The sequence below is a fragment of the Streptomyces sp. NPDC098789 genome (assembly GCF_044759975.1).
Lineage (GTDB): Bacteria > Actinomycetota > Actinomycetes > Streptomycetales > Streptomycetaceae > Streptomyces.
The window spans coordinates 64801-77427 of the sequence record NZ_JBIWAJ010000028.1 but is presented as its reverse complement, the minus strand read 5'-3'; the positions used below and the strand labels follow the sequence as shown (position 1 = coordinate 77427).

General features: G+C 73.8%; 7 protein-coding genes. 5 read left to right on the top strand and 2 right to left on the bottom strand.

The window, feature by feature from the left end; translation table 11 throughout:
• Positions 1-19 precede the first annotated feature (19 nt).
• Both ACIQWR_RS37420 and ACIQWR_RS37415 read right to left on the bottom strand, forming a co-directional pair.
• Complete coding sequence (locus ACIQWR_RS37420; RefSeq protein WP_404019318.1) at positions 20-2845, bottom strand: lantibiotic dehydratase; 2826 nt, start codon at positions 2843-2845, stop codon at positions 20-22.
• A gap of 392 nt (positions 2846-3237) precedes the next feature.
• Positions 3238-3432, bottom strand: a complete 195-nt coding sequence (locus ACIQWR_RS37415) for a thiazolylpeptide-type bacteriocin (protein WP_354381708.1) — start codon at positions 3430-3432, stop codon at positions 3238-3240.
• A 376-nt stretch (positions 3433-3808) separates the two neighbouring features.
• Here ACIQWR_RS37415 and ACIQWR_RS37410 point away from each other — a divergent pair, with 376 nt between their 5' ends.
• From ACIQWR_RS37410 to ACIQWR_RS37390, 5 genes are all read left to right on the top strand, one after another.
• On the top strand, positions 3809-5518 hold the full coding sequence (locus ACIQWR_RS37410; RefSeq protein WP_404019315.1) for a glycosyltransferase family 2 protein: 1710 nt from the start codon (positions 3809-3811) through the stop codon (positions 5516-5518).
• 14 nt (positions 5519-5532) lie between these two features.
• Entirely contained in the window at positions 5533-8634 is a 3102-nt protein-coding gene (locus ACIQWR_RS37405; RefSeq protein WP_404019312.1) for an SGNH hydrolase domain-containing protein, read from the top strand.
• 291 nt (positions 8635-8925) lie between these two features.
• Positions 8926-10263 (top strand): discoidin domain-containing protein, encoded by a 1338-nt coding sequence (locus tag ACIQWR_RS37400; protein ID WP_404019309.1) that lies wholly within the window; start codon positions 8926-8928, stop codon positions 10261-10263.
• Positions 10263-11540 (top strand): MFS transporter, encoded by a 1278-nt coding sequence (locus ACIQWR_RS37395; RefSeq protein WP_404019307.1) that lies wholly within the window; start codon positions 10263-10265, stop codon positions 11538-11540. Before ACIQWR_RS37400 ends, ACIQWR_RS37395 begins: the two co-directional genes overlap by 1 nt.
• A complete protein-coding gene (locus ACIQWR_RS37390; protein WP_404019305.1) occupies positions 11537-12559 on the top strand; it encodes a TolB family protein in 1023 nt (340 codons plus the stop codon). Before ACIQWR_RS37395 ends, ACIQWR_RS37390 begins: the two co-directional genes overlap by 4 nt.
• Positions 12560-12627 lie beyond the last annotated feature (68 nt).

Genomic DNA, 12627 nt, shown 5'->3' with positions numbered 1-12627 from the left:
ACTGTCGTCGGGAGTCGCTTCATCGGAGCCGTCCGGACCGGTAGACCTCCAGGACGAGCTCCACCGCGCGGGCCGGTACGGTCCGCCCGCCCGGTGCGGGAAGGGCCTCTTCCAGGACCGCGCCGGCGTCTACGTGTCGGGACAACCACTTGGCCAGGCACCTCAGGTGGAGCGGGTTGCCGAGGTCCACGAGGTGCGGCTTGGGGCGGCTCAGCCGGTGCAGGAACGCGTCCGCGGCCCCCGCGCCGTCCGTCCCTCCCGCGTCCCCCGTGCCCGGCGCGACGGCGGCCGGGTGCAGGAAGAGCTGCTCCGGCAGGTCCAGCAGGGCGCGCCAACGGGCCGTGGCCGAGGCCGGCACCGGTTCGGTCCCGAGCTCGGCGCGCAGGGCGCGGACCACGTCGGGCGGCAGCAGCCAGCGGCGGCGGCGGAGCACCACGTGGCGGTGGCGCAGCCGGGGGGTGCGGGTCACCGGGCCGCCCGGTGCGGCGACGGGGTGCCGGGACACCAGCGACCCGAAGTCGACGGCGCCGTGGGGGTGGTCGGCCAGGTGGGCCCCGATGCGGCGGGGCAGCAGGACGGGGGCCAGGAAGCCCGGGTAGAGGACGTCGAGGTGTTCGCCCGTGCTCCGCAGCCGGAAGCGGACCTGGTCGCTCGCCTCGTCGTGGACGAGGTCCAGGTCGGCCTCGTCGATCGACGCCCAGCGGCGGTCGGGTCCGATCTCCCGCGGGACGAGCATCGGGTGGAGGTTGGCGTTGAAGCCGCCGACGGGCCGGATCTGCGCGGCCCGCGCACCGGGCCCGAGCCCGCGGTGGATCTGCCGCGAGACCTCGGCCCGGGCGCCCGGGTCCAGGGCGTCCAGGAACCGGCTGGTGAACCGGCCCCACCCGCCGTAGACGTGGTTCACGCAGAGCAGGCCGGGCTCGGGACCCGGGGAGCGCTGGACGAAGTACGCGTAGCTGAGCGGACGTTCGACCGCCCAGGTGGGCAGGCGCTCGCCGAGGCCCTTGACGAAGTCCGGCGACAGGACGACCTCGTGGACGCGCGCCCGGTCGTCCCCCGGCTCGCTCCCGTGGTCACCCGAGGCGTCGCCGACGGCCCGGACGGCCTGCGCCCGCAGGGCGGCGAGTTCCGCCACCCCGGTGGGGAAGGCGGCAGGGTCCTCGGGGGCGAGGGTCGCGGACCGCCCGGCGGCCTCCCAGGCCCCGGCGACCTCGCCGCCGAACTCCCACGGGTGGTGGCAGGTGCCGCCGGAGCCGTAGCGCTCGACGAAGCGGTCCCGCAGGAGGCGGCGGACGACGTGTCCGAGGTCGAACAGCTCCGCGAGGGCCGTTACTTCGCCGAGCGCCTCGTGGTCGGCGCCGTCGAGGAAGCCGTCGACGACCAGCGGGCGGGGGGCGACGACGTCCTCGGTGAGCACGCTGAGCGGGGCCGATGCGGGCGGGACGGGACCGCCGGCATCGGCGAGCACCCCCGCCCAGCTCCGGGACAGCCCGGCGAGGAGGGCGGGACGCTCGCCGGCGGGCGCGGCCCCGAACGTCGCTGTCATCCGGCCGAGTTCGAGGATCCGGTCGGCCAGCGCCGGGTCCGCCGGGTCCGCCGGGTCCGCCGGGTCCGCCGGGTCCGCCGGGTCCGCCGGGTCTCCCGGGTGGGCCGGGTGGGCCGGGTGTCCGGCGTTGGCCGGGGCCACGGGGTGCGCGGGGTGCGCGGGGATCTCGGGGTGGGCCGGGTCGACGGTGCGCAGCCAGGACGCGATCCGGTCCAGCGGGTCGGTGTCCTGCGGGGCGAACGGCACGCCCGGCACCAGCAGTCGGGCCTCGAAGAGCCGGTCGAGGAAGGCCGCGGCGGCCTCGGATCCGGCGCCGCCCGCCCCCTTCAGCGCGGCGGCCAGGAGGGCGGCCAACTCGGCCGGCCGGGCGGGGTTTTCGGCCCATTCGGTGATCAGGCGCAGCGGGACCCCGCGGATCAGCTCCACCTCGTCCTCCTCCGCCACCAGGAACCGGCCCCCGGCGAAGGAGGTCCGCTCCCGGGCGTACGCGGCCCGCAGGCCGGTGATCCGCGCGGTGCTGGTGATGCGGTGCGGGAGTGCGGCCCGCCGGTGCGGGGCGGCCAGGAGCGCGCGGGTGAGAGCGCTCGTGAGGGTGCGGTTGACCTTCACGACCGGGTGCAGGGCGTCCTCGAAGAGCGGCACGGTGCCCCAGTCGCGGGCGGCCCCGGCCCGCGTCGACGCGCCGAAGGCGTCCTCGGGCGTGGTCAACGGGCCCCAGCCCACCGCGGTGAACCACGACAGGGGGCTGGTCTTGGTACTGGCCCGCAGGGCGTAGCGCAGGGCGGTGGGCTCTTCCTTGCGCGCCCTGCGGTCGGTCGCTCCGGTGCCCGCCCGCTGGACCGCGCGCAGGAGGTCCGCGCTGGTGAGGGCGACGGCCCGGCCGAGGGCCGGTTCCCGGCACAGGGCGGCCAAGGACGCGCGCTCGCCGGCCAGGGCTCCTTCGGTGACGGCACCCAGCCCCGTGAGCACCTCGGCCCGCCGGGCCCGCAGCGCGAGCCAGGTGGCGAGCAGTGGCACCCGGGCCGGCAGGTCGCCGAGGCGCTCCAGCAGGGCGGGTCGGGGCTCGCGGCCGTTGTGCAGGGCGCGGCGCAGCGGGAGGACGACGTCGCGGTGGAAGGCGGGCGGATGGCCGTCCCGGCTGTCGTGGAGGGCGTCGGTCAGGGGCCCGGTGATCCGCAGCAGCCGGGCGTCCGTCCGGTGCAGGCGGTCGAGCGAGGCGCGGAAGGCCGCCGCGGGCGGGAGCTGGGCGGGATGGGCGAGCACGGTGGCGCGGACCAGCGCGTACGACGCGCTGCGCACCCGGTACGCGTCCGCCGCCCCCGGCTGTGGCCGTGGTGGTGGCTGCGGGTGTGACTGTTGTGGTGCGTGCGGGTGTGACGGCGGCGGTGACTGCGGGTGTGACTGCCGCTCCGACCGCGGCGGTGGTTGCGGCTGTGACCCACCCTGTGACCGTCCCATGGTGCTCCCTCCCCGTCCTGCCGGTCGTCGTGCGCGGTGGGCCCGCCCCGGTCGGCCCAGGGCCGCCCGGGGCCGCCGCGGTCCGCGCGCCTCCCGCCGTACGCGAAGTACGGCGGGAGGACGCGCGGCTGCGATGTGCGGGTGCGATGCGCGGCCGTGTCGCACCGCCGTGTCGCACGGCCGTGATGCGTGCCCGTGACGCGCGGTGTCGGTGCCCGGGATCTCGGCCCCGGCTACACCGTGGGGGTGTCGGTCTGCGGTTGGGCGCAGGAGGAGGAGCCCTGGCAGGAGGAGGAGCCCCAGGAGGCTCCGCCTTCGGGCAGCGCGACCGTGTCGCTCATCGAGGTGACGGTGAGGTCGTCGAGGTCGAGTGCCAGGTCCTGGAGTTCGAACTCGGTGGTGTGCGCGTTCGGCGTGGTGTCGGACATACGCGTCTCCCTGTGTGAGTGGCGGGGGTTCGTGTTTCCGTGTGCCGTTTGTGCGGCGGTCACCACATTGGTCCACCGTGCTCGCGAAGCACTGGAGGTGCGGTCCACGCGCGGTCGAGACGCGCTGGGGGACATACCGGTCGGGTGATCGAACGCCACAAGTCTTCGGTCTCTGTTCACCCGCCTGTGACCTGCGGCTTTCCCGACGGGTCGGCCGGCCCGTTCGAATGGGACCGTAAACAGGTCTGGACCATTTCATTCACGCCAAATCCATGTGTCGATCGCCGCGTTGGGCCCACTTTGGGCATGTGGTCTATACCTTTGGCGGTAGAGTGGGTCACCTGAAACCGGCACATATACAGCCGTGGGGGGCTATATGACCGTGCATCATCTTCCGCAGCCACCATCCGACGACGAGTTGTACTGGTACTTCGGCCCGCAGCGTCGCTGGGTCCTGATCAGCACTTCCCTCGCCTTCAGCTTCACCGCGGTGACGATGTTCACCTTCTCGCTGCGAACGCCCGCACTGTGGGCCTTCCTCGCGGTCCTCGGCCTCAACGTCGTGGCTCTGGTCCTCTCCTCCGTCAACAGCCTGCGCGCGCGCCGCCTGACCCGGCAGTCGCACGAGATCCTCGTCCAGGCCTGGCAACCCGCCGAACTGCCGTCCGTCGACCTCTACTTGCCGACCTGTGGCGAACCCCTGCCCGTCCTCGCCAACGCCTACCGCGCGGTCGCCGAGGTCGACTGGCCGGGCGCGCTCACCGTGTGGGTCCTGGACGACGGGGACCGGCCCGAGGTCGCCTCGCTGGCCGCCGCGCACGGCTACGAGTACGTGGTGCGCCCCGACCGGGGTCACCTCAAGAAGGCGGGCAACCTCAACCACGCCCTGACCCTGAGCAGCGGCGAGTTCATCGCGATCCTGGACGCCGACTTCGCGCCCCGGCCCGACTTCCTGCGCCACCTCGTCCCCTACCTGGCCGACCCCGCCGTCGGCATCGTCCAGAGCCCGCAGTGCTTCGACACCGACGAGGGCATGGGCTGGATCCAACGGGCCGCGGGCAGTGCCCAGGAGTGGTTCTTCCGCTGGATCCAGCCGTCCCGGGACGCCAGCGACGCCGCCATCTGTTGCGGCAGCAACGCCGTCTACCGGCGCCGGGCGATCGATCTGGCCGGGGGGTTCGCCCGGCTCGACCACAGCGAGGACCTCTACACCGGACTCGCCCTGTACGAACAGGGTTTCCGCACCCTGTACGTGCCCGTCCTGGTCGCCAAGGGCACGTCGCCCGACGAGGCCACCGCCTTCATCAACCAGCAGTACCGGTGGGCGATGGGCAACCTGCACCTGATCGGCACCCCGGTGCTGGGACGGATGCGCGCGCCCTGGCGGATGCGGCTGTGCTTCTACGAGGGCGTCGTCGGCTATCTGACGACGGTGGTGAACACCTTCGCCGCGCCGCTGCCGCCGCTGGTGATGATGTTCTGGTACCCGGACCACATCCGGCCCTGGCACGTCCTGCCGCTCCTCGCCCCGCTGTGGCTCTGGCACGTGCTGCTGCCGCGCATCAGCCGGACCCGCTGGCGGGTGGAGGTGATCCGCGCGAACGTCCTGACGAGCGTGGCCGCCGCGGTGGCGTTCGTGCACACCTTGCGCGGCCGCAGCGCCGCGTGGGTGCCCACCGGTGTGCGCGGCCCGAAGGCCTCGGGCGGGATGGCCCGGCGCGTGGTGGCCGTCTCGCTGGTGTGGCTGGTGCTCTCCAACGGCGCGGCCGCCACCGGCCTCGCCCTCGCCGTGGCCCGCAACGGCTGGGAGCCCAACTGGGGCATGCTGCTCTACCTGTTGGTGCAGTGCCAGATCAACGTCCCGCTGATCCGGGACCTGATGACCGAACTGCGCGGGGCAACGGAGCCCCGGAGCACGGCCGGTGACACCGGTTGGCTGCGCGCCCGACTGCGGACCGCCCTGCGGTCCGGCACCGGCATGCGGCCCCGTCGCTGGCCCGAGACCCTGGCCGCCTCCGCGGCCCTCCTGCTCATCGGCCTGCTGGCATCCGGGTGGGTCAACCCGATGCTTCCCTGGCTGAGTTGAAAGGCTTCGTCACCATGCCCTTCCCCGTGACTCCCGGCTTCCGTCGGAAGCACAGCACCACCCCGGCCCCGCGGCCGTCCGCCGCGGCGTCCGGGCCGCCGGCCGAGGCGGGCGGCGCGCCCGCGCGGGCCGGCTCCGGCGGCGAATCCGGACCCAGTCCGCACCGGTCCGCGTTCCGGCCCGACATCGAGGGCCTGCGCGCGGTGGCCGTCCTCGCCGTCCTCGCCTTCCACGCCGGGATCCCCGGGCTGGCGGGCGGGTTCGTCGGGGTCGACGTCTTCTTCGTCATCTCCGGCTACCTGATCACCGGCCTGCTGGTCCGCGAGGCGATCACCACCGGCCGGATCCGGCTCGGGGACTTCTTCTCCCGGCGGGCCCGGCGACTGCTGCCGTCGGCCGCCGTCGTGCTCGGCGCGGTGGCGGTGGCCGGCGCCTGGTTGACCGTACCGCTGCGGCGCGCGGTGCTGGAGTACGACGTCGTCGCGGCGGCCGTGTCCGTCGCCAACTGGCGGTTCGTCTCGCAGCAGACCGACTACCTCGCCGCGAGCCACGACCAGAGCCCGCTCCTGCACTTCTGGTCCCTGGCCGTCGAGGAGCAGTTCTACCTCTTCTGGGCCCCGCTGATGGCGGTGATCGCCCTCTGCACGGCCCGCGCGGTCCGCCGCGGCCGGGTCGTGCGCGCCGTCGTGGCGCTCGCCACCCTGCTGCTGGCCCTCGGTTCCTTCACGCTGTCCCTGCGCTGGACGGACCACTCGGTCTCGCTCGCGTACCTCGGCACCCCCTCGCGGGTCTGGCAGTTCGCCACCGGTGCGCTGTTGGCGCTGCTGCCCTGGCACCTGCTGCGCGGTCCGCGTCCGCTGTGGTTGCTGTGCGGCTGGGCCGGCGCCGTGGCGATCGGCTGGTGCGTGCTGTCGTACGACGCGACGACCCCGTACCCCGGCTTCGCCGCGCTCGTCCCGACCCTGGGCGCCGCCGCCGTCATCCTCGCCGCGATCCCCGGCCGGGGCGAGCGCAACGTCGAGGGCGCCTACGGCGTCGGGCGGCTGCTCGCGGGCCGCGCGCCCCGTGCGGTCGGGCGGCTCTCCTACAACCTCTACCTGTGGCACTGGCCCGTGCTCGTCTTCGCCGAAGCCGCCCTGGGCACCCTCGGCTGGCCCGCCAAGGTGGCGCTGACCCTTGCCGCCGTACTGCCCGCCCTCGCCGCCATGCGCTGGGTGGAGCGTCCGCTGCGCCGCAGTCGCACCGTCTCCGAACTGCCGCGCCGCGGCCTGTCGGTGGGCGTCGCGGCCATCGTCATGCCGGTCGTCCTCGCGCTGGTGGTCGGCACCACCACGCTGCGCCTGCTGGGCCCGGCCACCCCCGTCGACCTCCAGGGGCTCCCGCCGGGCGCGGCCACCGGCCCCACGCTGCTCGCCCGCGGCCCGGCGGCGCCTCCGCTCGACGGCCCGGTGGTGCCCGGTCCCGTCCAGGCGGGCAAGGACTTCCCGCCGGACGGCAACTGCGAGGTGGACCCGGAGGTCACCCGCAGTCCGGACTGCCTGTTCGGCGCGGTCGACAGCCCGGACCGGATCGTGCTGCTCGGCGATTCGCACGCCGGTCAGTGGTTCTCGCCGATGCTCGCACTGGCCTCGCAACGCGGCTGGGCGCTCCAGGAGTTGGTCAAGCAGGGCTGCCCGCTCGCGAAGCTCGCCGTGGACAACCCGCAGCTCGGCCGCGCCTACCGCGAGTGCGACACCTGGCGGGCGGACGCGCTGGACCGGCTGGCCAAGCAGCCCAAGCCCCGCCTCGTCGTGATCTCCTCGCTGGCCCGCTACACCAACGATCCCGCCCTGTTGGTCGCGGCGTGGGAGGAGACGCTGAAGCCCCTGCGGGCCCTCGGCGTGCCGATCGTCTACATCGAGGACACGCCCGTACCCGGCAAGGACGTCCCGGCGTGCCTCTCGGGCGCCGGCTCCTCCCCGGAGTCCTGCGCCTTCAGTCGGGCGGCCGCCGCGCAGCCCGACGTGCTGGCCCGGCGGATCGCCTCGGGCGCGCTGCCCGGCGTACGGAGCATCAGCGTGAACCCGGTCCTGTGCCCGGGCACCGGCGCGACCTGCCCGGCGGTGCTGGACCGGATCCTGCTCTACCGGGACGACTCCCACATCACCAACGTGGCGGCCGTCGTCCTGACGGCCCGCCTGGAGCGCCTGTTGACCGACGCCGGTGCGCTGGCGACCGCTGGAGCCGCGACCGGCGGCGGGACGCCGAGCGCGGCCGCACCGCCGACCGCCGACGGGTGGCGGGAGCTGCTGCGGGACGACTTCGACGGGCCGGTGGGCAGCCGTCCCTCCGGCGCCAACTGGCAGTACGACCTGGGCACCTGCTACCCGGGCTGCCCGGCCCCGCAGTGGGGCACCGGTGAGATCGAGACGATGACCGACTCGACCGACAACGTCCGCCTCGACGGGAAGGGCGCGCTGGAGATCGTCCCCACCCGCAAGGACGGACAGTGGAGTTCGGGCCGGATCGAGACCCGGCGCGCCGACTTCGCCCCGCCGCCCGGCGGGGTGTTGCGGATCGAGGCGTCGATCGCCCTGCCGGACGTGACGGGAGCGAAGGCGGCGGGCTACTGGCCGGCCTTCTGGACCCTCGGCGCACCGCTGCGCAACGGGTACACCGGCTGGCCGTCCGTCGGTGAGCTGGACGTCATGGAGAACGTCAACGGACGGGACGCCGTCTTCGCCACCATGCACTGCGGGATCCTCGGCGGCGGGCCGTGCAAGGAGCCCGCGGGCCTGACGTCCGGACCGCAGCCCTGCCCGGACTGCCGTACGGCGTTCCACTCCTACGCCGTCGAGGTCGACCTCACGCCCGGTGCGCAGGAGGTGCGTTGGTCGCTCGACGGCCGGGTGCACCACCGGGTGCGCGCGGACCAGATGGACCCGGCGACCTGGAAGCAGGCCGTGGACCACGGGGTGTTCCTCATCCTGAACGTGGCGATCGGCGGCAACCTCCCTCTGGCGGACGGTGCGACGGCGGGCCCGGCCACCGAACCGGGCCATCCGATGCGGGTCGACCGCGTCACCGTCTCGACCAAGGACGGGGCGGCCAAGGACGGTGCGGTGAAGCCTTCCTGACGTCGTGGTGAAGTCTTCCTGACGCCGTGACGAAGGGGGCCGGGCACGTTCGCCCGGCCCCTTTCGGCTGCTCGGGGAAGGGGTGTCGAAAGACTGGTAGGAAACTTTCCTGTTCGATAGCATTCCCGGCGGCGGCTCGGCGCGGCGCCCCCTGACAGGGGCGTGACGCGCTCAGAGAGAGTTCTGACCCGGCCGCCGTTGCGCCGCCCCCTGCCCGCGGCCGGGCCGGTGGGTGGCGCTTCGCAACGGTGCCCAGCTCTCACTCCCCCCTCAGTGCAGGAGTCCCCAAGGATGCGCCTGAACGCTTCAGTACCCGCGCCCGCCCGGCGCGGCACGGTGACCCTGGTCGCCGTCGTCCTCCTCCTCGTCGGAGGCCTGTTGTTCGCCCTGCCCGAACGGGCCGGGGCCGCCGCCGACTCCCTCATCTCGCGTGGCAAGCCCGCCACCGCCTCCTCCTCCGAAACCTCCGCCTTCGGCCCCGAGAAGGCCTTCGACGGCGATCCGGCGACCCGCTGGGCGAGCGCCGAGGGCAAGGATCCCCAGTGGATCCGCGTCGACCTCGGCGCCAACGCCACCGTGACCCGCGTGTCCGTGACGTGGGAGGCCGCCTACGCCAAGGTCTACCGGGTGGAGATATCCGCCGACGGCAGCACCTGGACCCGCCTCGCCAACGAGACCGCGGGCAACGGCGGTACCGACGACTGGACCGGCCTCGCCGGCAAGGGCCGCTACCTGCGCGTCTACGGGACCGCGCGCGGCACCTCGTACGGCTACTCGCTCCACGAGGTCGAGGTGTACGGCACCGTCGACGGCGGCACCCCGCCCACCGGCGCCTTCACCGTGGTCGCCGCCGGTGACATCGCCGCCCAGTGCACCGCCTCCGACAGCTCCTGCGCCCACCCCAAGACGGCCGCCCTGGCCCGCCAGATCGACCCGAAGTTCTACCTGACGATGGGCGACAACCAGTACGACGACGCCCGGCTCCAGGACTACAAGGCCTACTACGACAAGAGTTGGGGCGCCTTCAAGGACAAGACGCACCCGATCCCCGGCAACCACGAGACCTACGACCCGGCCGGGTCCCTCGCCGGCTACAAGGCGTACTTCGGGTCCATCGCCTACCCCCAGGGCAAGACCTACTACAGCTTCGACGAGGGCAACTGGCACTTCGTCGCCCTCGACTCCAACGCCTTCGACCAGAAGGCCCAGATCGACTGGCTGAAGGCCGACCTCGCCAAGAACGGCAAGCAGTGCGTCGCCGCCTACTTCCACCACCCGCTGTACTCCTCGGGTGGTCACGGCAACGATCCCGTCAGCAAGCCGGTCTGGAACATCCTCTACGCGGCCAAGGCCGACCTGGTCCTCAACGGCCACGACCACCACTACGAGCGCTTCGCCCCGCAGGACCCGAACGGCAAGGCCGCGCCCGACGGCATCGTCGAGATCGTCGGCGGCATGGGCGGCGCCGAGCCGTACCCCATCGAGAACATCCAGCCCAACAGCCAGAAGCGGATCAGCGGCCAGTACGGCGTGCTGAAGCTCGACTTCACGGACTCCGGCTACAGCTTCAGCTACGTCGGAACCGACGGCAAGGCCAAGGACACCAGCCCGAAGTACACCTGCCACTGATGTACCTGGCGACCACAGGCCGCCCGGACACGTCGGCCCGACCCCGCACCGGCGGGGCGGGTCGGCGGGTCCCGGGCACCGTCCTGGCACTCGGCGCGGTCAGCCTCGTCACCGACATCTCCTCCGAGATGGTCACGGCGGTGCTCCCGCTCTACCTGGTCCTCGGACTGGGTCTCTCCCCCCTCCAATTCGGCTTCCTGGACGGCCTCTTCAACGGAGCGACCGCCTTCGTACGGCTCCTCGGCGGTCACGCCGCCGACCGCGGCCACCGGCACAAACACGTCGCCGGGATCGGCTACGCGCTCTCCGCCTGCTCCCGCCTCGGCCTGCTGCTCGCCGGCGGCGCCACCGCCGGGATCGCGGCCGCCCTCGCCACCGACCGCGTCGGCAAGGGCATCCGGACGGCGCCCCGCGACGCGCTCATCACCCTGAGCAGCCCGCCCGACGCGCTGGGCCGCTCCTTCGGCGTCCACCGGGCCATGGACACCACCGGCGCCCTGCTCGGCCCGCTCGCCGCCTTCGCCCTGCTGTGGGCGACGGCCGGCGCCTACGACGCCGTGTTCGTGGTCAGTTTCTGCGTCGGCCTGTTGGGGGTGCTGCTCCTCGTCCTGTACGTGCCCGGACACCACCCGGCGCCCGGGCCGAGCGCGCCCCCGGCACCCCGCAAGGGAGCGACCTTCGCGGCGCTGCGCGACCCCGCCTTCCGGCGCATCCTCGCGGCCACCGCGCTGCTGGGCACCGCCACCGTCGGCGACGCCTTCGTCTACCTCCTGCTCCAGCAGCGCCTGGACCTGCCCGTGGGCTGGTTCCCGCTGCTCCCGCTCGGCGGGGCCGCCGCCTACCTCCTGCTCGCCGTCCCGGCGGGCCGGATCGCGGACCGGGTCGGCCGCAGGCTCCCCTTCCTGTACGGCCACCTCGCCCTGCTCTGCGTCTACGCCGCCCTGCTCCTGCCCACCGGCGACGCCCCGGCCCTGCTCCTGCTGCTGCCCGTCCTCGCGCTGCTCGGCGCCTTCTACGCCACCACCGACGGCGTGCTGATGGCCCTCACCGGACCCGTCCTGCCCGTCGACGGCACGGCGCGGGGACTCGCCCTGCTCCAGAGCGGCCAGGCCCTCGCCCGGATGCTGGCCGGAGTGGGCTTCGGCGCCCTGTGGACGGTGTGGGGCCAGGGTCCCGCGCTGTGGGCCGCGCTCTCGCTCCTGTGCGTCGCGCTCGCCGGCGGTTGGCTGCTGGTGCCGCGCACCACCCCGTCCCACCCCGAGAGGCGAACCGCATGACCGACCGCACCGGGTCCGGCCGACCCCCCACGTCGCTGGGCCCCCGGGCCCGCATCGCCGTCGTGGTGAGCGCCGCGCTGCTGCTCGCGGGCGGCGCCACCGGTTACGTCCTGCACGCCGGGGCCCGCCCGACGGCCCGGGCGGCCGCCGCGGACGCCTCCTTCACCCTGGCCGGCCCCGCCCTGTACTTCCGCGACCCCACCACCGGCCGCGTCGCCCACCGTCCGCTCTCCGGGGACGCCGACGCGCGCGTCGCCGGAGGGCCCTCGTGCGACCGGTTCTACGCCGCCGCGGACACCGCGCTGTGCCTGCGCGCCGAACCGGGGGTCCTGCCCAAGACGTACGCGATCGTCCTCGACCGACAGCTGCGCGAGGTCCGCCGGGTCACGGTGCCGGGCGTCCCCAACCGGGCCCGGGTCTCGGCTTCGGGGCGGATGCTGTCCTGGACGGTCTTCGCGAGCGGGGACTCGTACGCCACCAGCGCCTTCTCCACCCGGACCGCCATCCTCGATCTGCGCACCGGATACCTGGTGACCTCCATGGAGCAGATCCCCCTCACCCTCGACGGCGCCCGCTACCACGCGCCCGACGTGAACTACTGGGGGGTGACCTTCGCCCGCGACGACAACCGCTTCTACGCGACCGTCTCCAGCAAGGGCCGGACCCACCTGGTCGAGGGGAACATGGGGGAGTGGTCCGCGCGCGTACTGCGGGAGAACGCCGAATGCCCCTCGCTCTCGCCCGACAACACCAGGATCGCCTTCAAGAAGAAGGTCTCCGACGATCCGGCCGCACCCTGGAGGTTGTACGTCCTCGACCTGAAGTCGATGCAGGAGACCCCGCTCGCCGAGACGCGCAGCGTCGACGACCAGGCCGCCTGGCTGGACGACGGCACGCTCGCCTACGCCCTGCCGGGGGCGGACGGCAGGGCGAGCGACATCTGGACCGTGCCCGCGGACGGCACCGGAACCCCTCGGCTCACCACGCCCAACGGCTCGTCACCGGCGGCGCTGCGCTGATCGGCCCCCCTTCCGGGGGCCGTGAGGGGCGTCTAGATTGGGCCGGTCCGCTTCGCCCTCGTACGAGG

Excerpts from the sequence above, each read along its gene's own strand:
- ACIQWR_RS37415 (WP_354381708.1), bottom strand. The coding sequence starts at position 3,432 with ATGTCCGACACCACGCCGAACGCGCACACCACCGAGTTCGAACTCCAG.
- ACIQWR_RS37410 (WP_404019315.1), top strand. The coding sequence starts at position 3,809 with ATGACCGTGCATCATCTTCCGCAGCCACCATCCGACGACGAGTTGTAC.
- ACIQWR_RS37405 (WP_404019312.1), top strand. The coding sequence starts at position 5,533 with ATGCCCTTCCCCGTGACTCCCGGCTTCCGTCGGAAGCACAGCACCACC.
- ACIQWR_RS37400 (WP_404019309.1), top strand. The coding sequence starts at position 8,926 with ATGCGCCTGAACGCTTCAGTACCCGCGCCCGCCCGGCGCGGCACGGTG.
- ACIQWR_RS37395 (WP_404019307.1), top strand. The coding sequence starts at position 10,263 with ATGTACCTGGCGACCACAGGCCGCCCGGACACGTCGGCCCGACCCCGC.
- ACIQWR_RS37390 (WP_404019305.1), top strand. The coding sequence starts at position 11,537 with ATGACCGACCGCACCGGGTCCGGCCGACCCCCCACGTCGCTGGGCCCC.